23 protein-coding genes and 1 tRNA gene are annotated in these 22589 nt (G+C 69.9%); 17 read left to right on the top strand and 7 right to left on the bottom strand.

Annotated elements, in window-relative coordinates; genetic code table 11:
- Positions 1-34: 34 nt before the first annotated feature.
- Positions 35-568 carry an SUKH-3 domain-containing protein gene (locus IE178_RS26405; protein ID WP_184766022.1) on the top strand — a complete coding sequence of 178 codons (534 nt, stop codon included), beginning with the start codon at positions 35-37 and terminating at the stop codon, positions 566-568.
- A 16-nt stretch (positions 569-584) separates the two neighbouring features.
- Here the strand turns inward: IE178_RS26405 and IE178_RS26400 are convergent, their stop codons facing one another.
- The gene (locus tag IE178_RS26400; protein ID WP_193514038.1) at positions 585-1898 is read right to left on the bottom strand and encodes a sensor histidine kinase; all 1314 of its coding nucleotides are present in this window, start codon (positions 1896-1898) and stop codon (positions 585-587) included.
- A 167-nt stretch (positions 1899-2065) separates the two neighbouring features.
- Here IE178_RS26400 and IE178_RS26395 point away from each other — a divergent pair, with 167 nt between their 5' ends.
- The 8 genes from IE178_RS26395 (at position 2066) to IE178_RS26360 (ending at position 8548) form a co-directional block, all read left to right on the top strand.
- A complete protein-coding gene (locus tag IE178_RS26395; RefSeq protein WP_438874414.1) occupies positions 2066-2926 on the top strand; it encodes a helix-turn-helix domain-containing protein in 861 nt (286 codons plus the stop codon).
- Positions 2927-2940: 14 nt separating this feature from the next.
- Positions 2941-3016 (top strand) — tRNA-Gln (locus tag IE178_RS26390).
- A 132-nt stretch (positions 3017-3148) separates the two neighbouring features.
- A complete protein-coding gene (gene glmU, locus IE178_RS26385) occupies positions 3149-4597 on the top strand; it encodes a bifunctional UDP-N-acetylglucosamine diphosphorylase/glucosamine-1-phosphate N-acetyltransferase GlmU (RefSeq protein WP_193514036.1) in 1449 nt (482 codons plus the stop codon).
- An 88-nt stretch (positions 4598-4685) separates the two neighbouring features.
- Positions 4686-5666, top strand: coding sequence for a ribose-phosphate diphosphokinase (locus IE178_RS26380; RefSeq protein WP_145868808.1), 981 nt, complete (start codon positions 4686-4688; stop codon positions 5664-5666).
- A gap of 209 nt (positions 5667-5875) precedes the next feature.
- Positions 5876-6475 carry a 50S ribosomal protein L25/general stress protein Ctc gene (locus IE178_RS26375; RefSeq protein ID WP_193514035.1) on the top strand — a complete coding sequence of 200 codons (600 nt, stop codon included), beginning with the start codon at positions 5876-5878 and terminating at the stop codon, positions 6473-6475.
- Between the two features lie 72 nt (positions 6476-6547).
- On the top strand, positions 6548-7150 hold the full coding sequence (gene pth / locus IE178_RS26370; protein ID WP_193514034.1) for an aminoacyl-tRNA hydrolase: 603 nt from the start codon (positions 6548-6550) through the stop codon (positions 7148-7150).
- An 88-nt stretch (positions 7151-7238) separates the two neighbouring features.
- Positions 7239-7727, top strand: coding sequence for a hypothetical protein (locus IE178_RS26365; RefSeq protein ID WP_193514033.1), 489 nt, complete (start codon positions 7239-7241; stop codon positions 7725-7727).
- Between the two features lie 146 nt (positions 7728-7873).
- A complete protein-coding gene (locus IE178_RS26360) occupies positions 7874-8548 on the top strand; it encodes an LAVTG motif-containing sortase-dependent surface protein (protein WP_184766029.1) in 675 nt (224 codons plus the stop codon).
- A gap of 79 nt (positions 8549-8627) precedes the next feature.
- Here IE178_RS26360 and ppc read toward each other — a convergent pair whose 3' ends face one another.
- Positions 8628-11360 carry a phosphoenolpyruvate carboxylase gene (ppc, locus tag IE178_RS26355; protein WP_193514032.1) on the bottom strand — a complete coding sequence of 911 codons (2733 nt, stop codon included), beginning with the start codon at positions 11358-11360 and terminating at the stop codon, positions 8628-8630.
- Between the two features lie 292 nt (positions 11361-11652).
- Here ppc and IE178_RS26350 point away from each other — a divergent pair, with 292 nt between their 5' ends.
- The 4 genes from IE178_RS26350 to IE178_RS26335 are packed head-to-tail and all read left to right on the top strand — an operon-like array spanning position 11653 to position 13884.
- The gene (locus IE178_RS26350; protein WP_193514031.1) at positions 11653-12669 is read left to right on the top strand and encodes an acyl-CoA desaturase; all 1017 of its coding nucleotides are present in this window, start codon (positions 11653-11655) and stop codon (positions 12667-12669) included.
- Positions 12666-13343 carry a TetR/AcrR family transcriptional regulator gene (locus IE178_RS26345; RefSeq protein ID WP_184766032.1) on the top strand — a complete coding sequence of 226 codons (678 nt, stop codon included), beginning with the start codon at positions 12666-12668 and terminating at the stop codon, positions 13341-13343. The genes IE178_RS26350 and IE178_RS26345 overlap by 4 nt, the downstream gene beginning before the upstream one ends.
- 41 nt (positions 13344-13384) lie before the next feature.
- The gene (locus IE178_RS26340; RefSeq protein WP_184766033.1) at positions 13385-13639 is read left to right on the top strand and encodes a type II toxin-antitoxin system Phd/YefM family antitoxin; all 255 of its coding nucleotides are present in this window, start codon (positions 13385-13387) and stop codon (positions 13637-13639) included.
- Positions 13636-13884, top strand: a complete 249-nt coding sequence (locus IE178_RS26335; RefSeq protein ID WP_184766034.1) for a type II toxin-antitoxin system RelE family toxin — start codon at positions 13636-13638, stop codon at positions 13882-13884. The genes IE178_RS26340 and IE178_RS26335 overlap by 4 nt, the downstream gene beginning before the upstream one ends.
- Here IE178_RS26335 and IE178_RS26330 read toward each other — a convergent pair whose 3' ends face one another.
- Entirely contained in the window at positions 13885-14706 is an 822-nt protein-coding gene (locus tag IE178_RS26330; protein WP_193514030.1) for a trans-aconitate 2-methyltransferase, read from the bottom strand.
- 119 nt (positions 14707-14825) lie between these two features.
- Between IE178_RS26330 and tamR the strand changes: the two genes are divergently transcribed.
- Positions 14826-15323 carry a MarR family transcriptional regulator TamR gene (gene tamR / locus IE178_RS26325; RefSeq protein WP_184766036.1) on the top strand — a complete coding sequence of 166 codons (498 nt, stop codon included), beginning with the start codon at positions 14826-14828 and terminating at the stop codon, positions 15321-15323.
- On the opposite strand, the gene IE178_RS26320 is transcribed toward tamR, so the two are convergent.
- The gene (locus IE178_RS26320; RefSeq protein WP_184766037.1) at positions 15282-16049 is read right to left on the bottom strand and encodes a LuxR C-terminal-related transcriptional regulator; all 768 of its coding nucleotides are present in this window, start codon (positions 16047-16049) and stop codon (positions 15282-15284) included. The genes tamR and IE178_RS26320 overlap by 42 nt on opposite strands.
- Positions 16050-16338: 289 nt before the next feature.
- Between IE178_RS26320 and IE178_RS26315 the strand changes: the two genes are divergently transcribed.
- Positions 16339-16794 (top strand): GNAT family N-acetyltransferase, encoded by a 456-nt coding sequence (locus IE178_RS26315; protein WP_193514029.1) that lies wholly within the window; start codon positions 16339-16341, stop codon positions 16792-16794.
- A 3-nt stretch (positions 16795-16797) separates the two neighbouring features.
- Here IE178_RS26315 and galK read toward each other — a convergent pair whose 3' ends face one another.
- Genes galK through galT form a run of 3 tightly spaced genes read right to left on the bottom strand, consistent with a single transcriptional unit; the run spans position 16798 to position 20019 of the window.
- On the bottom strand, positions 16798-17970 hold the full coding sequence (galK, locus tag IE178_RS26310; protein WP_184766038.1) for a galactokinase: 1173 nt from the start codon (positions 17968-17970) through the stop codon (positions 16798-16800).
- 28 nt (positions 17971-17998) lie between these two features.
- Entirely contained in the window at positions 17999-18961 is a 963-nt protein-coding gene (gene galE / locus IE178_RS26305) for a UDP-glucose 4-epimerase GalE (RefSeq protein ID WP_193514028.1), read from the bottom strand.
- Entirely contained in the window at positions 18958-20019 is a 1062-nt protein-coding gene (galT, locus tag IE178_RS26300) for a galactose-1-phosphate uridylyltransferase (RefSeq protein ID WP_193514027.1), read from the bottom strand. The genes galE and galT overlap by 4 nt, the downstream gene beginning before the upstream one ends.
- A gap of 179 nt (positions 20020-20198) precedes the next feature.
- On the opposite strand from galT, the gene IE178_RS26295 reads away from it, so the two are divergent.
- Positions 20199-21878: a sodium:solute symporter family protein gene (locus IE178_RS26295; protein WP_193514026.1), complete on the top strand. Its 1680-nt coding sequence runs from the start codon at positions 20199-20201 to the stop codon at positions 21876-21878.
- 21 nt (positions 21879-21899) lie between these two features.
- Positions 21900-22211 (top strand): hypothetical protein, encoded by a 312-nt coding sequence (locus IE178_RS26290; protein ID WP_184766042.1) that lies wholly within the window; start codon positions 21900-21902, stop codon positions 22209-22211.
- Positions 22212-22589 lie beyond the last annotated feature (378 nt).

The raw sequence follows: 22589 nt of genomic DNA, 5'->3' as shown, positions 1-22589 counted from the left end.
CCACCCCCACCCGACCCCGACGAACGAAGCACAGATGCACACCGACCGCACCCCCTCCCCCACGTCCTCGACCCCACCCGGACAAGGGGCGGCCCCACCCCGCTTCGCCGTACCCGTCGACGCCGCCCTGCGCACCGCCGGCTGGCAACCCGGACGCTGGGACATCAAACAAGCCGAGATCTGGGCCGACACCCTGCGCGAGCACACCTCACCCGCCGGACACCGCCACACCGTCTTCCCCGCCGCCGTCGAAGCCTGGGCCGAATTCGGCGGACTCCACCTCCACCCCACCGGCCCCGGACGCCAGGTCGCCCCCGCCACCCTCCACCTCGACCCGCTCCACGGCCTCCACATGGCCCGCACCCTCGGCGACCTCGGCCGCGCCCTCGACACCGAGGTCTGCCCCCTCGGCGCCGAAACCGACACCCGGGCCCTCCTCGCCATCGACATCCAAGGCCGCGTCTACGCCCTCGACCACACCGGCGACTGGTACCTCGGCCCCACCGTCGACCACGCCCTCGCCACCCTCGTCACCGGCATCCAGCCCACCCGCCTCACCGCCGGCTGACCACACCGCGACCCGACTACGACGCCGGAATCACCGCCGACACCCGAAAACCCCCCGCATCCGTCGGCCCCGACACGAACACCCCACCCAACGCCGACACCCGCTCCTTCATCCCCACCAGACCGTTCCCCCCGGACGGCAACCCCGCCGACGACGCCGCCTCCGGCGGCGGATCGTTCTCCACCTGCATCGCGATCTCCGACACCCGATGCGCCAGACGCACATACGTCTTCGCACCCGCCGCATGCTTGTGGACGTTCGTCAACGCCTCCTGCACCACCCGATACGCCGTCGACTCCACCTCCGGCGCATACGACCGGCTCTCCCCCACCACCGACAGATCCACGACCATCCCCGCCGCCGCCGACTGCCCCACCAACTCGCCGATCTCCGACAGACACGGCCCCTCCACCGCCCCCTCGGCCTCATCCACCGCCCGCGACGCCGCAGCCGCCGCAGCCACCCCCACCGCCGCCAACGGCACCGACACCCGCTCCCGCCGCCCACCGTCCCCACCGGCCCGCAGCACCCCGAGCATCTCCCGCAACTCCGTCAACGCCTGCCGCCCCATGTCCCCCACCAGCGCGGCATTCTTCACCGCCTTCTCCGGATCCTTCCGCGCCACCGCCTGCAACGCCGCCGCATGCACCACCATCAGACTCACCCGATGCGCGACCACGTCATGCATCTCCCGCGCGATCCGCGTCCGCTCCTCGCCCCGCGCCCACTCGGCCCGCTCCTCGGCCCGCTCCGCGAGCAACTGAAGCTCCCGCTCCAGACTGTCCGCCCGCTCCCGCAGGCTCTCCATCAACCGCCGCCGCGCCCCCACGTACAGACCCAGCAGCAACGGCGGGGCCGTCATCCCCAGCGCCGTCGTGATCGACGCGAACGGCACGATCCAGTCCTGGACCTCCAGGTCCTCCCGCGCGAGGTCCTGCCGCATCCGCACGAACATCACGATGAGGACCCCCACCAACTGCATCCCGGCCAGCGAGCCGATGATCCGGCGCGGCACCTCGGACGCGGCCAGCGAATACAGGCCCACGACCCCCATCAGGAACCCCATCGCGGCCGGCGTGACCGCGACCGCCACCAGCACCACCGCGATCGGCCACTTCCGCCGCACCAGCAGCACGGAACCGGCCAGCAGCCCGAAGACCACCCCCGCGGCGACCGGAATCCCCGCCTCCCGCGCGAACGGGATCCCCTCCAGACCGCACTCCACCGCGGACACCACCGCGAGCCCCACATCGAACGCCGCGCCACGCCGCCTGTCCCACCACCACGGCCCTCCCCGGGCCGGCCCATGCTCTTCCCCCGTCGTGGTCATGCCTCCAGCCTAAGGGCGCCCCCCGCCGCTCATCCGGCGAGTTTCCCCGACCGGTCCACACCACAGAGGGTGACCGTTCGGACGCGATACGGCCCGAAATCCCTCGAACTGCTGAATCGATCACCGTTCGAAGGGGGAAGCGGCCATTCCGCCCGGACGGTATGCCTGTGACACACGCACCCGGCACCTACGCCGACTTCGAAAACCTGCGGGAACGCGCGGTGGCGCTGCGACGAGCGGGCTACAGCCTCCGGCAGATCCGCGACGAGCTGAAGATCCACAACAACGACATCCTCAACCAGCTGGTGAAGGGAGAACCACCCCCGGCCTGGACGAAGCGCCCCAACGCCAAGGACGACCTCAGGGCCAAGGCCCGGGACCTACGCCTCCAGGGCTGGACGTACGACCAGATCGAAGCCGAGCTGGGCTGCTCCAGGAGCTCGGTGTCGCTGTGGGTACGGGACCTGCCGAAACCGGAACCCCGGTACACGCCGGAGGAGCGGCGAACCCTGATGCGCGAGGGACTGGCACGGCGGCGTGAAGCAGACAGGGAGGCACACCGGCGAACCAAGCTCGGAGCTCGACAGGAAATCGGTGATCTGACGGATCGCGAGCTCTTCATGGCAGGGGTCGCGCTCTACTGGGCCGAGGGCTCGAAGAGCAAACCCTACGACCGCCGGGAACGCGCGATCTTCGTCAACAGCGACGCAGACGTGATCCGGGTCTACCTCGCATGGCTGGACCTGCTCGGCATCGACCGGAAGCGACTGAACTTCCGGGTCCTCATCCACGAATCCGCGGACATCGATGACGCGCACCGATTCTGGGCACGGGTCGCGGAGATCGACGTCTCGCTCTTCGCCAGGCCGACGCTCAAGAAGCACAACCCGAAGACGGTCCGCAAGAACACCGGTGACAACTACCACGGCTGCCTGGCCGTCAGTGTCGCGAGGAGCGCCGACCTGTACAACCGCATCGAGGGCTGGTGGGACGGCATCGTGACCCACGCGCGAGCACGTCTCCGGTAAGGTCTGAGGCGCTGTCCCCCGTGGTGTAAATGGCAGCACACTGGTTTTTGGTACCAGCAGGACAAGGTTCGAATCCTTGCGGGGGAGCCACAGCACACCAAGATCTCAGTTCGGGCCCTGACTGGTCACCACCCAGGTCAGGGCCCGCTCTCATGTCCCCCCACAGGCCCCCCGGTATCCTGCGGATGTCACCCCCACCCCATCACAGCCGAAGGGCATCCCGTGAGCGCCAACCGCCCGGCAGCCGTCGTCGTTCTCGCAGCGGGTGAGGGCACCCGTATGAAGTCGGCCACACCGAAGGTCCTGCACGACATCTGTGGCCGTTCCCTGGTGGGCCATGTGCTCGCCGCCGCCGGTGAACTGGAACCGGAGAACCTGGTCGTCGTCGTGGGGCACGCCCGCGAGAAGGTGACCGCCCACCTGACCGAGATCGCCCCCGATGTGCGTACCGCTGTCCAGGCGGAGCAGAACGGCACCGGGCACGCCGTGCGCATGGGGCTGGAGGAGCTGGGCGGTTCCGTCGCCGGGACCGTGGTCGTCGTCTGTGGTGACACTCCGCTGCTGACCGGGGAGACGCTGCGGCAGCTGTCCGCCACGCACTCCGCCGACGGCAACGCGGTGACGGTGCTGACCGCCGAGGTGCCGGACGCGACCGGCTACGGGCGGATCGTGCGGGACGGGGCGTCCGGTGCGGTCACGGCGATCGTGGAGCACAAGGACGCGTCGGCGGAGCAGCGGGCGATCCGGGAGATCAACTCGGGTGTGTTCGCGTTCGACGGGGCGTTGCTGGCGGACGCGTTGAAGAAGGTGCGGACGGACAACTCGCAGGGTGAGGAGTACCTGACGGACGTCCTCGGGATTCTGCGTGAGGCGGGGCACCGGGTGGGTGCGTCGGTGGCCGGCGACCACCGGGAGATCGCGGGCATCAACAACCGGGTGCAGCTGGCCGAGGCGCGCCGGATCCTGAACGACCGGCTGCTGACCGCCGCGATGCTTGGCGGCGTCACGGTCGTCGATCCGGCCACGACGTGGGTCGATGTGACGGTGACGTTCGAGCAGGACGTGATCGTCCATCCCGGCACGCAGTTGCACGGTGTCACGCATCTGGCCGAGGGCTGCGAGGTGGGGCCGAATGCGCGGCTGACGGACACCCGGGTGGGTGCCGGGGCGCGGTTGGACAACACGGTGGCGGCGGGTGCCGAGGTGGGTCCTGAGGCGACGGTCGGGCCGTACGCGTATCTGCGTCCGGGGACGCGGCTGGGGCGTAAGGGCAAGATCGGTACGTACGTGGAGACGAAGAACGCGTCGATCGGTGAGGGGACGAAGGTTCCGCATCTGTCGTATGTGGGTGATGCGATGATCGGCGAGTTTTCGAACATCGGTGCGGCGAGTGTGTTCGTGAACTACGACGGACAGGACAAGCATCACACGACGGTGGGGTCGCATTGTCGGACGGGTGCGGACAACATGTTTGTGGCACCTGTCACCATCGGGGACGGTGCTTATACGGCCGCCGGCTCGGTGATCACGAAGGATGTGCCGCCGGGTTCGCTGGCCGTGGCCCGTGGCCAGCAGCGGAATATCGAGGGCTGGGTGGCTCGTAAGCGTCCCGGGAGTGCTGCGGCGAAGGCCGCGGAGGACGCTTCCCGGGGGTCGGCCGGGGAGGGCTGACCGAAATCTGCTCCGTCAAACTCGGCGTACGGTGATAAGTGCACATCCGCACCCCCACCAGCTGCGACACCTCTGAGGAGAAAGTGCTGTGACCGGGATCAAGACGACCGGGGAGAAGAAGATGATGTTCTTCTCCGGCCGCGCCCACCCCGAGCTTGCCGAGGAGGTCGCCCACCAGCTGGGTGTCGGGGTCGTCCCGACGAAGGCCTTCGACTTCGCCAATGGCGAGATCTATGTGCGGTATCAGGAGTCGGCTCGTGGTGCCGACTGTTTCCTGATCCAGAGCCACACCGCTCCGATCAACAAGTGGATCATGGAGCAGTTGATCATGATCGACGCGCTGAAGCGTGCGTCGGCCAGGTCCATCACGGTCATCGTGCCGTTCTACGGTTACGCGCGTCAGGACAAGAAGCACCGGGGTCGTGAACCGATTTCGGCGCGTCTGATCGCGGACCTGATGAAGACGGCGGGCGCGGACCGGCTGCTCACGGTGGATCTGCACACGGACCAGATCCAGGGCTTCTTCGACGGGCCCGTGGACCATCTGTTCGCGCTGCCGCTGCTGGCGGACTACGTGGGCGCGAAGGTGGACCGGGAGAAGTTGACGGTGGTGTCGCCGGACGCGGGTCGCGTGCGGGTGGCGGACCGTTGGTGCGACCGGCTGGGCGCGCCGCTGGCGATCGTGCACAAGCGGCGGGACAAGGACGTGGCGAACCAGGTCACCGTGCATGAGGTGGTCGGTGAGGTGAAGGGCCGCGTGTGTGTCCTGGTGGACGACATGATCGACACGGGTGGCACGATCTGTGCGGCGGCGGACGCGTTGTTCGCGCACGGTGCGGAGGACGTCATAGTGACGGCGACGCACGGTGTGCTGTCGGGTCCGGCGGCGGACCGGTTGAAGAATTCGAAGGTGAGTGAGTTCGTGTTCACGGACACGCTGCCGACGCCGGGTGAGCTGGGCGAGAGCCTGGACAAGATCAAGGTGCTGTCGATCGCGCCGACGATCGCGCGTGCGGTGCGTGAGGTGTTCGAGGACGGTTCGGTGACGAGCCTGTTCGACGAGCAGTAAGGGTTCTGCAGCCGGGTTCCCGCGGGGCCCGGGTGATCGTTTTGGGTGCGGCCTCCTGGTCCGAGTAGACTGCTGCAGTTGCTCGGCGAGGGAGGCCGTACCGCTTCATCAGGAGCTTGTACGGCGTCCGTTATCGACGCGCTCTTCGTAGCAGGCCGTTCGTTGGCCGGGTGACTTCGTCCGTTCCACCCCTGCGAGGAGTGATCAATATGTCCGAGGTCAAGCTCAGCGTCGAGACGCGCACCGAGTTCGGCAAGGGTGCCGCCCGTCGTATCCGTCGTGACAAGAAGGTTCCCGGTGTTCTGTACGGTCACGGCTCGGACCCGCTGCACCTGACGTTCCCGGGCCACGAGCTGCTGCTCGCCCTGCGTACGCCGAACGTGCTGATCGCGCTGGACATCGACGGCAAGTCGAACGAGCTGGCGATCCCGAAGTCGGTGCAGCGTGACCCGCTGAAGGGCTTCCTGGAGCACGTCGACCTGCAGCTGGTCCAGCGCGGTGAGACCGTGACGGTGGAGATCCCGGTTCTGACCGAGGGCGAGCTGGCCCCGGGCGGCAACCTGCTGGAGCACGTGCTGGGCACGCTGCCGGTCGAGGCCGAGGCCACCCACATCCCCGAGTCCGTCACGGTGTCCGTCGAGGGCCTGGCGGCCGGTGCCTCCATCCACGCGAAGGACATCGCCCTTCCGAAGGGCACCAAGCTGGCCGTCGAGGACGACGCGGTCGTCATCCAGGTGCTGGCCGCGCAGGCGGAGGAGGCCGCGGAGGGCGAGGAGGCCGCCGAGGGCGGCGCGGCCGCCGAGGCCTGATCCGCACCGACGCCGTTTTCGTCAGCCGCTGCTTCCCGTCGGGGGGCGGCGGCTGGCGCGTATCGAGGAGACATGCAGGTGACGACCGAGGCCGGTGCCCCGTGGCTGATCGCGGGGCTGGGCAATCCGGGGCCGGAGTACGCGATGAACCGGCACAACGTGGGGTTCATGGTGGCGGATCTGCTGGCGGAGCGGGTCGGGGGCCGGTTCAAGCGGGCGGGGAGGGCTCAGGCGCAGGTGGTGGAGGGCCGGATCGGGCCTCCGGGGCCGGCGAACCGGCGGGTGATCCTGGCGAAGCCGATGTCGTACATGAACGTGTCGGGCGGGCCGGTGAACGCGCTGCGGGAGTTCTACAAGGTGCCGGCGGAGCGGGTGGTGGCGATCCATGACGAGCTGGACATCGACTACGGGACGCTGCGGCTGAAGCTGGGTGGCGGGGACAACGGTCACAACGGGCTGAAGTCGCTGACGCAGGCGTTCGGGCGGGAGTACCACCGGGTGCGGTTCGGGATCGGGCGGCCGCCGGGGCGGATGCAGGTGGCGGACTTCGTGCTGAAGGATTTCTCGTCGGCGGAGCGCAAGGAGCTGGACTACTTCGTGGACCGGGCGGCGGACGCGGTGGAGTGTCTGGTGATCGAGGGGTTGGAGCGGGCGCAGGGGACGTACAACTCGTGACCTGCTGATGCGTACATCGGTTGACTTGTCCGTCGCCGGCACCCACCGGAGTTGACCGAACGCGAGGTCATGGCCAAGGATCGCGGCCATGCCTTCTGCGGTCAGCTCCTCCGGTGGCGCTCTCGCCGTGCTGCGGTTCGGCCGGTTCGCGGCGATGGGCGTGGTCGCCGCGCTGATCCTGATCGCGGGTGTGTGGGCGTCGTGGGGTACGGCGCAGTACGCGATGCTGACGAAGGGGCGCGAGCGCGGCACGGTCGAGGTGACGTGGTGCGGTGCCACGACGTGTTCGGGGCCGTACACGCCGTTGTCGCCGGGGTCGCAGCCGCGCGCGAAGGTCGTCCTGGAGAACTCGGTGGCCGTGGAGGAGGGGCGGGCCTACACGGTGGTGCTGAAGCCGGGCGGCGGGGAGGCGGTCCGCTCCGGTTCCGCGGGAATCCTCTATGCCTGGGTGCCGCTGGGGGGCGCGCTGTTGCTGGCGTCGGTCGTGGTGGCGGGCGGGCTGTTGCGGACGCGGGCGGGGTGGGTGATGGCGCTGTCGGGGACCGCGCTGCTCACGGCTGCTTTTCTGGTCGTCTGAGGTGTTTCCGTCGCCTGCGCCGGCCTCCTCATCTGTGAAGCATTGGTGCGTTGTCCTTTCGTGATTGACGCGGGGTCAGGCCGGGCAGGACCCTGAACCGCCCCCTCCACATCTTCCCCGTTCGTCACTCGAAGATGGACTGCCTCATGCGTATCCCCGCTCGCGCCGGCGTGCTCGCCGCCGCGTTCTCCACCGCTGTGCTGACCGCTCCCGTCGCGCACGCCACGCCGCCCGGCGACAACGGCACGGTCAAGATCCACGATGCCTCGACCGGCGAGGAGCAGCGCCGCAACGAGCCCCATGTGTGCACCTTCTATCTGGACGGCTTCGGCTTCGACGCCGGCCAGCAGGTCGACTGGCACATCGAGGTGTGGGCCCCGACGGCCGGCACCAAGGGCGAGACGGTGCTGTCGGACACCCTGACCCTGGACGCGTCCGGGCACGGCCGTACCGAGGACCTGTCGCTGCCCGACGGCCACTACAAGCTGTTCTGGAACTTCGACGGGGAGAAGGGATCGGCCAAGCACAAGGTGTTCTGGACGGACTGCGAGGAGACCGCGGCCCCGTCCGGCTCCCCCTCCGCGGCTCCGTCCGGCTCCCCCTCCGCGGCCCCGTCCGGCGAGCCCGAGGCCTCCGCCTCCCCGTCGGCCGCGTCCTCGTCCGCCGCCCCGGCCGCGGGGTCGGCTCCGCAGGGCGGCTCCGGTGATCTCGCCGAGACCGGCAACGGCGCCCCGGTGGGTCTGCTGGCCGGTGTGGCCGCCGCGCTGGTCGCCGCGGGCGGCTTCCTGATGTTCCGCCGCCGCCGGAGCTCCGGCGCCTGACGCCCGGACGGGAAACGAAAAAAAGGGGGTGCCCCCGAGCCCGTACGAGGCTCGGGGGCACCCTTCGTTTTGTCCCGGGTCAGCCGGTGTTGCGCAGACCGGCCGCCACGCCGTTGACGGTGAGCAGCAGGGCCCGGGCGAGCAGCGGGTCGGGCTGTTCGCCGGCGCCGGCGGCGTCGCGCTGGCGCTTGAGGAGGGCCACCTGGAGGTAGGAGATCGGGTCCAGGTAGGCGTCGCGGATGGTGAAGGTCTGCTTGAGGACCGGGTCGGCGTCCAGGAGTTCCTGCTCGCCGGTGACCCGCAGCACCTCGGCGACGGTGAGCTCGTGTTCGGCCCGGATGGTGTCGAAGACGTGCTTGAGCTCGTCGGGGACGAGGGTGTCGACGTAGTGCTGGGCGATGCGCAGGTCGGTCTTGGCGAGGGTCATCTCGACGTTGGAGATGAAGTTGCGGAAGAAGTGCCACTGCTCGCGCATCTCGTCGAGCACGGTGTCCAGTCCGGCCTCGCGCAGCGCCTTCAGGCCGGAGCCGACGCCGAACCAGCCGGGCACGATCTGCCGGGACTGGGTCCAGCCGAACACCCACGGGATGGCCCGCAGCCCGTCCAGTCCCGCGCCGGAGTCGGGGCGGCGGGACGGCCGGGAGCCGAGGTGCAGGTCGGCGAGCTGGTCCACCGGGGTGGAGGCGAAGAAGTACGCGGGGAGGTCGGGGTCCTCGACCAGGCGCCGGTAGGCGGAGTGGGCGGCGTCGGAGACGACGTCCATGGCGGCGTCCCAGCGGGCCAGCGCCTCCACCGACTGGCGGGGCGAGGTGTGCAGGGCGGACGCCTGGAGGGTGGCCGCGACGGTCAGTTCCAGGTTCTCCCGGGCGAGGGCCGGGATGAGGTACTTGTCGGAGATGACCTCGCCCTGCTCGGTGACCTTGATCTCGCCTTCGAGGGTGCCCCAGGGCTGGGCGAGGATGGCGTCGTGGGTGGGGCCGCCGCCGCGGCCGACGGTGCCGCCGCGGCCGTGGAAGAGGCGCAGCCGTACGCCGTAGCGGTGGGCGACGTCGCGCAGCCGGCGCTGGGCGCGGTGGATCTCCCACTGGCTGGTGGTGATGCCGCCGAACTTGGAGGAGTCGGAGTAGCCGAGCATGACCTCCTGGACGTCGCCCCTGAGCGCGACGAGGCGCCGGTAGGACGGGTCGGAGAGCATGTCCTCGAGGATGGTGTCGGCGGCCTTGAGCTCGTCGGTGGTCTCCAGCAGCGGCACGATGCCGATCTTCGCCCAGCCGGCGTGCAGGTCGATGAGCCCGGCCTCGCGCGCCAGTACGGCGGCGGCGAAGACGTCGTCGGCGCCCTGGCACATGGAGATGATGTAGGACTCGACGACCTCGGGTCCGAAGACCGCGAGGGCCCGCTTGACGGTCCGGAACACGCCGAGGGTCTTCTCGCCGGCCGCGTCCACGGGCGCCGGGGTCGGGGCGAGCGGGCGGCGTGAGCGGAGTTCCTTGGCGAGCAGCTTGGAGCGGTAGTCGCGGGGCATGTCGGCGTAGCGCCAGGATTCCTCGCCGAGCCGGTCGAAGAGCTGGCCGAGGGCGTGGTGGTGGGCGTCGGCGTGTTCGCGGACGTCCATGGTGGCGAGCTGGAGGCCGAAGGCGGCGAGGGTGCGGATGGTGCGGGCGAGGCGGCCGTCGGCGAACAGTGCGCCGCGGTGTTCGCGCAGGGAGGTCTGGATGATCCGCAGGTCGGCGAGGAGCTGGCCGGTGCCGAGGTAGTCGCGGCCGGGCTCGTGCGGGGTGCCCTTGGCGAGGCGCTGCTTGGTGTTCTCCAGCTTCTGCCGGATGCAGGTGGCCTTGAGCCGGTAGGGCTCCTCGGCGTTGAGGCGCTTGTAGCGGGGGCTGATCTCGGGGAGGGCGTCGAGGTCGGCCTGGAGGGAGGCCAGCAGTTCCTCGGTGGCGCCGGCGTAGCGGATGGAGTTGGAGAGGAATCCGCGCAGCTCGTCGATCATCTCCAGGGCGTCGTTGATGCCGTGTTCGTGCTGGAGGATGAGGACGTCCCAGGTGACCTGGGGGGTGACGTTGGGGTTGCCGTCGCGGTCGCCGCCGATCCAGGTGCCGAAGGTGAGGGGGCGGGTGTCGTCGGGGAGGTGGACGCCGACGCGCTCCAGTTCGGCCGTCAGGTCCTCCAGGACGTCGCCCACCGCGCCCGCGTGCAGTTCGTCGAGGTAGTAGATGGCGTTGCGGGCCTCGTCGGCGGGTTCGGGGCGGACCACGCGCAGTTCGTCGGTCTGCCAGACGAGGTCGATGTTCTCGGCGAGCCGGGTGTCGAGGCGGCGCCGGTCGGCCTCGATGACGGGGGTGTCGAGGAGGGCGGCGATCCGGCGGAGCTTGTTGAGGACGGAGCGGCGGGCGGCCTCGGTGGGGTGGGCGGTGAAGACGGGCCGCACATTGAGGTGCCGCACGGTTTCGCGCAGGTGCTCGGGGTCGGCGTCCTTGAGCCGGTCGGCGGTGCGCGAGAGCAGTCCGCCCTCGGCGGCGCGGCGGGCGCGCAGCTCACGGCCGCGGTGCACCTGCTCGGTGACGTTGGCCAGGTGGAAGTAGGTGGAGAAGGCGCGGACCAGCTTGGCCGCGGTCTGCAGTTCGGTCCCCCGCAGCAGCTCGGCGGCGGCCTCGCCGTCCTCACGGGTGAGTCGGCGGACCTTCTCGACGAGGTCGAGCAGCTCCGGGCCCTCCTGCCGGACCAGCGTCTCCCCGAGGAGATCGCCCAGTCGGCGGATGTCGGCGCGCAGCTCGCTGCTCGTCGTGGTGGTCTGGTCGTCGGCACTGCTCACAGGTGCGGCTCCTTGCAGTGTTGAAGCTCGTCTGGGAGGGAACCCGGACGTCGTCTCGCGGCGGCGTGCGCCGCATGCGGGCCGGACGTCCGGGAAGAAATCAGAGCGGACCGCGCTGTCCGACCGACTCCAAGGATAGGTGTCGACCCGGACGCGCTGGCTCACGGGCTCTTGCCGTCGGGCGACGCACTGCCATACTTACGATGCCGTAGGTTACGGAACCGTAGGAAAGGCTGAGCGGTTCCGTCGGCCCGGCACCACCCCCAGTCCACATACCCCACAGGGGATACGCATGACCTCACGTTCCGATGTGATCGACGAAGCCTCGGAGAAACCCCGGTCCGACGGCGCCGCACCGCCTTCCGCCACGCTGGGCGGGGAGCGCAAGCGTTCCATCGAGCAGATCACGCTGCTGCTCTTCATCACCGTCCCGTTCCTGGCGCTGCTGGCGGCGGTGCCGCTGGCGTGGGGCTGGGGGGTGAGCTGGCTGGACCTCGGTCTGTTGGTCTTCTTCTACTTCCTCGGGTGCCACGGCATCACCATCGGCTTCCACCGTCACTTCACGCACGGTTCCTTCAAGGCGAAGCGGCCGCTGAAGATCGCGCTGGCGATCGCCGGGTCCATGGCGGTCGAGGGTCCGCTGGTGCGCTGGGTGGCCGATCACCGCAAGCATCACAAGTTCTCCGACGCCGACGGCGACCCGCATTCGCCGTGGAAGTACGGCGAGACGGTCCCGGCACTGATCAAGGGCCTGTGGTGGGCGCACATCGGCTGGATGTTCGACGAGGAGCAGACGTCGCAGGAGAAGTACGCGCCGGATCTGATCAAGGACAGGACCCTGCGCGCGATCTCCCGGCAGTTCATCCTGTGGACGGTGCTGTCGCTGGCGCTGCCCGCGCTGATCGGCGGCCTGGTCACCATGTCCTGGTGGGGGGCGTTCACCGGGTTCTTCTGGGGGTCGCTCGTCCGGGTGGCGCTGCTGCACCACGTGACGTGGTCGATCAACTCGATCTGTCACGCGGTCGGCAAGCGTCCCTTCAAGTCGCGGGACCGCTCGGGCAACGTGTGGTGGCTGGCGATCCTGTCGTGCGGTGAGTCCTGGCACAACCTGCACCACGCCGACCCGACCTCCGCGCGGCACGGTGTGGAGCGGGGGCAGCTGGACTCCAGTGCCCGTCTGATCCGCTGGTTCGAGCAGTTGGGCTGGGCGTATGACGTGCGGTGGCCGTCACGCTCGCGTATCGATTCCCGCCGCACCACCGCGGAAGGCGGCTCCCGGCAGGGAAGGGAACCCGCCGAGGCGGCATGATGGTCGCCGTGGCGACCGACTCCAGCAGCACCCCGAGCAATGACAAGCCGCGGCGTGCGCGTCGCACCCGGATGACCGGTGCGGAGCGCCGCCAGCAGCTGCTGGAGATCGGCCGCACCCTGTTCGCGGCGAAGGGGTTCGAGGGCACGTCGGTGGAGGAGATCGCGGCGAGGGCCGGGGTCTCCAAGCCGGTGGTCTACGAGCACTTCGGCGGCAAGGAGGGCCTGTACGCGGTGGTGGTGGACCGCGAGATGCGGCGGCTGCTGGACATGGTGACGAGTTCCCTGACCGCCGGCCATCCCCGGGAGCTGTGCGAGCAGGCGGCGTTCGCTCTCCTGGACTACATCGAGGAGTACACGGACGGTTTCCGCATCCTGGTCCGTGACTCCCCCATCCCGCAGTCGACCGGTTCCTTCGCGTCCCTCATCTCGGACATCGCCACCCAGGTGGAGGACATCCTGGGCCGCGAGTTCAAGAGCCGCGGCTTCGACCCGAAGCTGGCCCCGCTGTACGCGCAGGCGCTGGTCGGGATGGTGGCCCTGACCGGCCAGTGGTGGCTGGACGTCCGCAAGCCGAAGAAGGCGGAGGTGGCGGCCCATCTGGTCAACCTGGCCTGGCACGGCCTGGACGGCCTGGAACCGAAGCCGCGGCTGATAGGCCACCGCAAGAGCTGAACCATTGGCGCACAAGATTAATCTTGTGCAACCATCTGTGCATGACTGAGATCACGATCAGCGCAGCCCGTGCCCAGCTCGGCGACCTCGTCCGTCGCGCGGCCCACAGCCGCGAGACGATCGCGCTCACGGATCACGGGCACGTGGCCGCCCTGCTCGTGTCGCCTCAGGTCATAGAGGATCTCGAAGACGCGCTGGCGGTCGCCGACTACCAGCGGCGCAAGGCCGAGGGAACGCTGGGGCCGGGCATCCCCATGGCCGAGGTGCGCGCGCGGCTGGGGCTGGAACGGAAGTGACCTACGAGATCATTTTCGAGCCGCATGCCCTCGATGCCGCAGCCCGGTTCCTCAAGGAGGATCCCGCGGGACTCGCCATGGTCCTCGACGGGATCGACGAACTCGCCCATGACCCCCGCCCGGCAGCGAGTGCTCCCTACGGGCTGGACATCAGGCGTCTGCGCGTCGGCGCCTACAGGGTCCTGTACGTCATCGAGGACGACGCCATCCGCATCCTCGTCACTCACCTGGGGCGCACCGCCTGATCACCTGCCCCTCCGGACGGCGACCGCGAAGACACGGCGGAACGGGAACGGGGTGCCGTGGGGGCCGGCCGGGTAGGCGTCCCGCAGAGCCGCCCGGTACTCGGCGACGAAGGCCTCCCGCGCCTCCGGGTCGTCGGCGAGGAGAGTGAGGACGGGCCGCAGGGCGGTGCCCTTGACCCAGTCCAGGACCGGGTCCTCCCCCTCCAGCAGATGGACGTACGTCGTCTCCCACGCGTCGGCCGTGCAGCCGAGGGCGGTCAGGTGTTCCAGGTAGGCCTCCGGCCGGAGCACGGCGTCGTCGTGGCGCAGGACGCCGTCCAGGCGGGCGCGCCAGCGCGGGGAGGCGGCCAGTTCGCGCAGCAGCACATGGCTGGGGGCGCCGAAGTTGCCGGGCACCTGGAAGGCGAAGGTGCCTCCCGGGGCGAGCCCGGTGATCCAGTCGGCGAACCGCTCCGCGTGCCCCGGGACCCATTGCAGCGTGGCGTTGCTGACGATCAGGTCGTACGGCTCGGCCGGCGCCCAGGTACCGACGTCCGCGTGGGTGAAGTCGAGCCGGCCGCCTTCCGGTGTCGGTCCCTCGTGGTCGACGTGGGCCTTGTCGAGCATCTCGGGTGAGTTGTCGTAGCCGGTGATGCGGGCGGTGGGCCAGCGGTCGGCGAGGAGGGCGGTGACATTGCCGGCGCCGCAGCCCAGGTCGGCGATGCGGGCCGGGTGCCGTGGGAGTTCCGGGACGCGGGCGAGCAGGTCGGTGAAGGGCCGGGTGCGGTGACCGGCGTGACGCAGGTACTGGGCGGGGTCCCAGGTGGGGGTGGCGGCGGACATGAAGCCTCCCGGTGCGGGTGCCGAGCGAGGAGTACCCAGCCTCGCCCCCTATGCGCCTCGACGTCAAGATGCTTGATATCAAGAGACTTCACATCGACACAACCACTACACTGATCGCCATGGAGGACGAGGTCGATCGGCTGGTCGCAGCGTGGCGCCGGGAGCGCCCGGACCTCGACGTGGAACCGCTCGAGGTGCTCAGCCGGGTGAGCAGACTGGCCCGGCACCTGGACCGGGCACGCCGGCTCGCCTTCGCGGAGCACGGCCTGGAGTCCTGGGAGTTCGACGTCCTGACCGCGCTGCGCCGCGCGGGCACCCCGTATCAGCTCTCGCCGGGTCAGCTCCTCACCCAGACGCTGGTCACCTCGGGCACGATGACCAACCGCATCGACCGCCTCGCCAAGAAGGGCCTGGTGGAGCGGCTGCCCGACCCCAGTGACCGGCGCGGCGTCCTGGTCCGGCTCACGCACGAGGGCCGCGACCGCGCCGATCAGGCACTGGCGGGGCTGCTGGCGCAGGAGCGGGCGATCCTCGCGGAACTCACCCGCGCCCAGCGCGGCGAACTGGCCGGGCTGCTACGCCAGTTGACCGCCCCGTTCGACAACATCCCCGGCTAGGTCCACGGGCCCGACGCCCGCCCGCCGGGCGAGCGCCACCGCGGCCAGGGTGGAGTGCACCCCCAGCTTCCCGAGGACGTTCTGCATATGGGTCCGCACGGTGTGCGGGGACAGATACAGGCGCTCGGCGACGGCCTTGCGCCCCAGCCCCGCGACCATGCACCGCAGTACCTCCCGCTCGCGCGGGGTCAGGGACTCCACGAGCCGTTCGCTCTCGGTGCGGTGCCTGCGGGCGGCGGTCAGTTCCCGCAGCACGCCGGTGAGCAGGGCGGGCGGCAGATGCGTCTCGTCGCGCAGCACGCCTCGGATGACGGTGAGCAGCCGGTTCAGCGAGCAGTCCTTGGCCACCCAGCCGGAGGCACCCGCCTGCAGGGCGAGCGCGGCCCGGCCCGCGTCGTCCTTCTCGGCGAGGACCACGGTCCGTACCTGCGGCTGCGCCGAGCGCACCCCGGTGACCAGCGAGATCCCGTCGACGAGCCCGTCCTCGTCGCCGGCCTGCACGGGTACGGCCGGCCGGCCGCCGGGCACCTTGCCGCCCAGATCGGCGTCGACGAGCAGCACGTCGAACCGCCGTCCCTCGGCGGCCGCCCGCTCCAGGCAGCGCAGCGCGGCCGGGCCGCTGCCCGCCGCGGACACGTCGACGTCGGGCTCCGCGGCCAGGGCCGCGGCCAGTGACTCGGCGAAGATGCGATGGTCGTCGACGACCAGGACTCGAATGCGCACCACGAAACCCCCTCCCCCAAGCTCCTCACGGAGCAGGGGATTACCCCATCGTCGGAAGACGACACCGGCGCGGGTACGACGCCGAGGCCCTTGTCCTGTCACTCACTGGACGTGGGACGGGCACCGCGGCCACACGGCCGCCGCCGTGCGACAACCGCCACCCCACCTCTGACGCCGTACCCGACTGTCTCGCCCCCTGAACGGCGCCGGCCCCCACCGGCACTGTTCTTCAGCGTACGGGCGAGGGCCGGGAGCGGAAGGCAATTTGCAGAACTTGCGGCCTTACGCGTTTATGGTGTGCCGCATGTTTCGTCTTGAGACAGAAGTCGACAAAGCCCGACGTGATCTGCTCCGCAGGCACCTGAGGGACACCAACACGGCGGCCTCCCCGGTCCTGCGGGCCCTGCGCGGAACCCCGCACGAACGTGAAGCGCCTTTGCACGTGTGGGCGCTGGACGCGAACGGTGATCTCGCGGGCGGTCTGGTCGGTCACACCTGGACGACCTGGCTGCACGTGACCTATCTCTGGGTCGACGGACGCCACCGGGGGGCGGGCCTGGGCTCCCGCCTGCTGGCCCGGGCGGAGCACATCGCCCGCGCCGAACGCGGCTGCACGGCGTCCCGCCTGGAGACCTGGGACTTCCAGGCCCCGGCGTTCTACCAGCGGCAGGGCTACGACGTGGTCTGCGTGATCCCCGACTACCCGCCGGGGATCACCGAGTACACGCTGACGAAGCGGCTGGGCTGAGGCTCAGCGCAGCCGCCGCGCCCCCGCCGAGGGCACCGCCTCGAAGACCCGGGGAGTCGTGAACCCAGCCGCCGCGAACGCCTCTTCCACCGCCTTGGTGACGGCGGGGACGTCCGCCTCCTCCACCAGGACGATGGCCGAGCCGCCGAACCCGCCGCCGGTCATCCGGGCACCGAGGGCGCCGGAGGCGAGGGCCGTGTCCACCACCAGGTCCAGCTCCGGACAGGAGATGCGGAAGTCGTCGCGCAGGGAGGCGTGCCCCTCGGCCAGCACCGGACCGATCGCGCGGGTGTCGCCGGCCTCCAGCAGGGAGACGACCCGTTCCACCCGCGCGTCCTCCGTCACCACGTGGCGGACCAGCCGGCGGACCTCCTCCTCGTCGCCCAGCCGCGCCAGCGCCGCGTCCAGGCCGGCGAACGGGACGTCGCGCAGGGCGTCCACGCCCAGCAGGGCCGCACCCTTCTCGCAGCCCGCGCGGCGCTTGCCGTACTCGCCCTCGCTGTGGCTGTGCTTGACCTGGGTGTCGACGACGAGCAGCCGCATGCCCTCGGCGGCCAGGTCGAAGGGGATCTGCCGCTGGGAGAGGTCACGGGTGTCGAGGAACAGGGCGTGGCCGGCCTCGCAGCAGGCCGACGCCGTCTGGTCCATGATGCCGACCGGGGCGCCGACGTAGACGTTCTCCGCGCGCTGGCACAGGCGGGCCAGCTGCCAGCCGCGCAGGCCGAGTCCGTACAGGTCGTTGAGCGCGAGGGCCACGACGACCTCCAGGGCGGCGGAGGACGACAGGCCCGCGCCCGCCGGCACCGTGGAGGCCAGGTGGACGTCCGCGCCGGTCACCGCGTGCCCGGCCTCGCGCAGCGCCCACACCACGCCCGCCGGGTAGGCGGTCCACCGCTTGTCGGACTCGGGGGCGAGGGCGTCCACGGTCAGTTCCACGACCGGCCCGTCCACGTCGGCCGAGTGCAGCCGCAGGACGCCGTCGTCGCGGCGCGCGACCGCCGCGACGACGGCGTGCGGCAGGGCGAACGGCATGACGAAGCCGTCGTTGTAGTCGGTGTGCTCACCGATGAGGTTGACCCGGCCCGGTGCCGCCCACACCCCGTCCGGCGCGGCCCCGTACAACTGGCGGAACCGCTCGGCGACGGACTCCGCGACAACCTCGCTGGACTCGCTCATGCCCTGACCCCTGACCCTTCGTTACGTTCTACTTGGCGCGCTGCTGCGCGAACTCCCATGCGTCGGCGACGATCCCCGCGAGGTCCGTGCGCGACGGGTTCCAGCCCAGCTTCTCGCGGGCCGTGGCGGCCGATGCCACCAGGACCGCCGGGTCGCCGTCCCGGCGGGGGGCCGCGACCTCGGGGATCGGGTGGCCGGTGACCTGACGGACCGTCTCGACGACCTCGCGGACGGAGAAGCCGTTGCCGTTGCCGAGGTTGCAGATCAGGTGCTCGCCCGGCGCGGCGGCCCGCAGCGCCAGCAGGTGGGCCTCGGCCAGGTCGGCGACGTGGATGTAGTCGCGCACGCAGGTGCCGTCCGGCGTCGGGTAGTCGTCGCCGTAGACGGAGATCGCGTCGCGCCGCCCCTGGGCCACTTGCAGCACGAGCGGAATGAGGTGCGACTCGGGGTCGTGACCCTCGCCGTACTGCCCGTACGCGCCGGCCACGTTGAAGTAGCGCAGGGAGACCGCGCCCAGCCCGTGCGCCGCCGCCTCACCGGTGATCATGTGGTCGACGGCGAGCTTCGAGGCCCCGTACGGATTGGTCGGGGCGGTCGGCGCGGACTCGACGATCGGCACCCGCTCCGGCTCGCCGTACGTGGCCGCCGTGGAGGAGAACACCAGCCGGCGCACGCCCGCCTCGCGCATCGCGCCGAGCAGCGCCATGGTGCCGCCGACGTTGTTGTCCCAGTACTTCTCCGGCTTCACCACCGACTCGCCGACCTGTGACGAGGCGGCGAAGTGCAGGACACCGTCGAACGACGAGTCCAGCCATTTGGCGGCGTCACGGATGTCGCCCTCGACGAACGACGCACCCGCGGGGACGCCTTCCCGGAAGCCGGTGGAGAGGTTGTCGAGCACGACGACCTCGTGACCGGCCTCGATCAGATGCTGGGCGACGACACTGCCGACGTATCCCGCACCGCCGGTGACCAGGTACTTCTCGCTCATGAACTCGCTACCTCCCGCAGTCGCTCGGCCGCGCGCTCCGGCGGCACGTCGTTGATGAAGACGTTCATGCCGGACTCGGAGCCCGCGAGGAACTTCAGCTTGCCGGACGTGCGGCGGATGGTGAAAAGCTCGAGGTGGAGCGCGAAGTCGTCACGCGTCACGCCGTCGAACTCCTCCAGCTGCCCGAACGGGGCCTGGTGCCAGGCCGCGATGTACGGCGTCGGAGGTTCACCTTCGCCGAAGATCCGGTCGAAGCGCTTCAAGAGTTCCAGGTACACCTGGGGAAACTCGGTACGCGCCGCCTCGTCCAGCCCGAGCAGGTCGGGCACGCGGCGCTTGGGGTACAGGTGGACCTCGTAGGGCCAGTGCGCCGCGTACGGCACGAAGGCGACCCAGTGTTCACCCTCAAGGACGATCCGCTCGTCCGCCAGTTCCCGCTCCAGTACGGCGTCGAACAGGTTCTCCCCGCCGGTCGCCTCCTTGTGCGCGGCCACTTGGCGCAGCATCAGGGCGGTGCGGGGGGTGGTGAAGGGGTAGGCGTAGATCTGCCCGTGCGGGTGCTGAAGGGTGACGCCGATCTCGGCCCCGCGGTTCTCGAAGCAGAAGACCTGTTCGACGGAGGGCAGATGCGACAGCTCGGACGTCCGGTCGGTCCAGGCGTCGAGCACCAGCCGCGTCTGCCGCTCGCTCAGCCCGCCGAAGGAGACGTCGTGGTCGGAGGTGAAGCAGACGACCTCGCACCGGCCCGAGTCCCCGGCCAGGGAGGGAAAACGATTCTCGAAGACGACCACGTCGTACGACGCGTCGGGGATCTCGCTCAGCCGGTCGCCCTGGGAAGGACACAGCGGACATTCGTCGGCCGGCGGGTGGTAGGTGCGCCCCTGGCGGTGGGAGGCGACGGCGACAGAGTCACCCAGCAGCGGGTCGCGGCGGACCTCGGACGTGGTGACCGTGGCGTCCAGCGGACGGCGGTCGACGGCGTCCCGCACCGTGTCGTCGGCGAGGTCGTAGTAGATGAGCTCGCGACCGTCGGCCAGCCGGGTCGAGGTCTTCTTCACTGCCGTACTCCTCTGCACCCGCACTCCATCACTCAACACAATCGAACATAACACATCACAACCGACCAGGGAATCGTACTGATCACGATCAAACAAAGAACACCATCGGACGTGTTCAATTACCGAACACGGAGGCATAGGTTCCGCACCGGATCAGTTCGCGAACGAAGCGAGTGCTTATGCAAACCCCCACATATCTATCTGCAGAGCTTCGACTCCCCACCAACTGGCTGGACTACACGATCCTCGGGATCTACTTCGTCGTCGTGCTCGGCATCGGCTTCGCCGCCCGCCGCTCGGTCAAGACCAGTCTCGACTTCTTCCTCTCCGGACGCTCCCTGCCCGCCTGGGTCACCGGTCTGGCGTTCATCGCCGCCAACCTGGGCGCCACCGAGATCCTCGGCATGGCCGCAAACAGCGCGCAGTACGGCGTCTACACCACCCACTGGTACTGGATCGGCGCCATCCCGGCCATGGTCTTCCTCGGCCTGGTGATGATGCCGTTCTACTACGGCTCCAAGGTCCGCTCGGTCCCCGAGTTCCTGCTCCTGCGCTTCGACAAGGCGGCCCATCTCCTCAGCTCGTTCCTCTTCGCGGCGGCCGCCATCCTGATCGCCGGCGTGAACCTGTACGCCCTGGCGATCGTGGTCGAGGCGCTGCTGGGCTGGCCGCAGTGGGTGGCGATCGTCGTCGCCGGCTTCTTCGTCCTGGCCTACATCACCCTGGGCGGTCTGTCCTCGGCGATCTACAACGAGGTCCTGCAGTTCTTCGTCATCCTCGCCGCGCTCATCCCGATCACGGTGCTGGGCCTGAAGAGCGTCGGCGGCTGGGACGGCCTGTCCGACTCCCTCACCCAGGCACGCGGCGACGACTTCGTGACGGCCTGGGGCGGTACCGGCATCGGCAGTGACAACCCGCTCGGCGCCAACTGGCTGACCATCGTCCTCGGCCTCGGCTTCGTCCTCTCCTTCGGCTACTGGACGACCAACTTCGCCGAGGTGCAGCGCGCCCTGTCCGCCAAGAACCTCTCCGCGGCCCAGCGCACCCCGCTCATCGCCGCGTTCCCGAAGATCTTCATCGTCTTCCTGGTGATGATCCCGGGCCTGGTCGCGGCGGTCATGGTCCCCAAGATCGGCACGGCCGGCTCCGACCTCCAGTACAACGACGCCATCCCGTACCTGATGGAACAGCTCCTGCCCAACGGCGTGCTGGGCATCGCCGTGACCGGCCTGCTGGCCGCGTTCATGGCGGGCATGGCGGCCAACATCTCATCCTTCAACACCGTCTTCACCACCGACATCTGGGCGAAGTACGTGGTGAAGGGCCGCGAGGACGGGTACTACGTCCGCTTCGGCCGCCTGATCACCGCGATCGGCGTCCTCGCCTCCATCGGCACGGCGTTCCTGGCCTCCTCGTTCTCCAACATCATGAGCTACCTCCAGACACTGTTCTCCTTCTTCAACGTGCCGATGTTCGTGGTCTTCATCATCGGCATGTTCTGGAAGCGCGCGTCCATGAAGTCCGGCTTCTGGGGGCTGGTCGCGGGCACCACCGCGGCGATGATCAACTACTTCTGGATCTACAAGCAGGGCATCATCGACATCCCCTCCGACCAGGGAGCCAACTTCGTCTCCGCGATCGCGGGCTTCGTCGCGGGCGCGGTGGTCATGGTCGCCGTGTCCCTCTTCACGGCCCCCAAGCCCGCCGACGAACTCCAGGGCCTGGTCTACGGCACCCGCTCCCCCGGCATGGCCGAGCCGCCCGCGGAGGGCGACGACGCCTGGTACCGCAAGCCGGCGCTGCTCGGCTGGGGTGCGGTGATCCTGGCCGCCGCCTGCTACATCCCGTTCTCGTTCTGACCGCGGGAGGATGGAGAGACCATGTCAGAGCACTACTCCGAGCGCGACCTCCAGCGTGAGATCACCGACCTGGAGACCAAGTCAGCGACGGCCGCCCGCCTCTTCGACATCCGTCGCCTCATCGGCGGACTGTTCGTCGTGTACGGCGTGATCGTCACGATCGCCGGATTCACCGCCTCCGATGCCGACATCGACAAGGCGGAGGGCGTCAACATCAACCTGTGGACAGGGCTGGGGATGCTGGCCCTCGGCCTGCTGTTCCTGCTGTGGCTGAAGCTGAGGCCGACGGCTCCCCCGCCACCGGATGCCGTTCCCGGGGAACGGGACGAGTAGGCGGCGCTGCGCTGGTGCCCGGTGCCGGGGTGGGCCGGGGAGTGGTTGCGCAGCCCGGCGTTGGCGGGGTGCCGCCGCGCCCACCCTCCCCCATCGCCCCAGCGGCACGACTGCCCGCAGTTGGCGGCACAGTGGCTGCCCGCGGTGGGCGGCAGTGACTGCCCGCAGTGGGCGGCAGTGGCTGCCCGCGGTGGGCGGCTGTGGCCGCGTACGGCGCGAAGGGGACGGGGCGGGGGTGTTCGCCCGCAGTGGCTGGCGCGTCCGCACCCCCGCTTCTCAAATGACCGATTCCGCGCCAGTCCGAGGACGGACACCCCCGACCCGGCCCCGACCCACCCACCACCCACAGGCGCTACCGCAACAACCACACAACCCGCA

Source organism: Streptomyces griseoloalbus (assembly GCA_014650015.1).
GTDB lineage: Bacteria > Actinomycetota > Actinomycetes > Streptomycetales > Streptomycetaceae > Streptomyces > Streptomyces griseoloalbus.
The sequence above is the reverse complement of the archived record's forward strand: the minus strand, read 5'-3'. Positions and strand labels throughout refer to the sequence as shown.

Bases quoted from the DNA above. Each gene is read 5' to 3' on its own strand.
- IE178_RS26405 (WP_184766022.1), top strand. From the start codon at position 35: ATGCACACCGACCGCACCCCCTCCCCCACGTCCTCGACCCCACCCGGA.
- IE178_RS26400 (WP_193514038.1), bottom strand. From the start codon at position 1,898: ATGACCACGACGGGGGAAGAGCATGGGCCGGCCCGGGGAGGGCCGTGG.
- IE178_RS26375 (WP_193514035.1), top strand. From the start codon at position 5,876: ATGTCCGAGGTCAAGCTCAGCGTCGAGACGCGCACCGAGTTCGGCAAG.
- pth (WP_193514034.1), top strand. From the start codon at position 6,548: ATGCAGGTGACGACCGAGGCCGGTGCCCCGTGGCTGATCGCGGGGCTG.
- IE178_RS26365 (WP_193514033.1), top strand. From the start codon at position 7,239: ATGCCTTCTGCGGTCAGCTCCTCCGGTGGCGCTCTCGCCGTGCTGCGG.
- IE178_RS26360 (WP_184766029.1), top strand. From the start codon at position 7,874: ATGCGTATCCCCGCTCGCGCCGGCGTGCTCGCCGCCGCGTTCTCCACC.
- IE178_RS26350 (WP_193514031.1), top strand. From the start codon at position 11,653: ATGACCTCACGTTCCGATGTGATCGACGAAGCCTCGGAGAAACCCCGG.
- IE178_RS26345 (WP_184766032.1), top strand. From the start codon at position 12,666: ATGATGGTCGCCGTGGCGACCGACTCCAGCAGCACCCCGAGCAATGAC.
- IE178_RS26340 (WP_184766033.1), top strand. From the start codon at position 13,385: ATGACTGAGATCACGATCAGCGCAGCCCGTGCCCAGCTCGGCGACCTC.
- IE178_RS26330 (WP_193514030.1), bottom strand. From the start codon at position 14,706: ATGTCCGCCGCCACCCCCACCTGGGACCCCGCCCAGTACCTGCGTCAC.
- tamR (WP_184766036.1), top strand. From the start codon at position 14,826: ATGGAGGACGAGGTCGATCGGCTGGTCGCAGCGTGGCGCCGGGAGCGC.
- IE178_RS26315 (WP_193514029.1), top strand. From the start codon at position 16,339: ATGGTGTGCCGCATGTTTCGTCTTGAGACAGAAGTCGACAAAGCCCGA.
- galK (WP_184766038.1), bottom strand. From the start codon at position 17,970: ATGAGCGAGTCCAGCGAGGTTGTCGCGGAGTCCGTCGCCGAGCGGTTC.
- galE (WP_193514028.1), bottom strand. From the start codon at position 18,961: ATGAGCGAGAAGTACCTGGTCACCGGCGGTGCGGGATACGTCGGCAGT.
- IE178_RS26295 (WP_193514026.1), top strand. From the start codon at position 20,199: ATGCAAACCCCCACATATCTATCTGCAGAGCTTCGACTCCCCACCAAC.
- IE178_RS26290 (WP_184766042.1), top strand. From the start codon at position 21,900: ATGTCAGAGCACTACTCCGAGCGCGACCTCCAGCGTGAGATCACCGAC.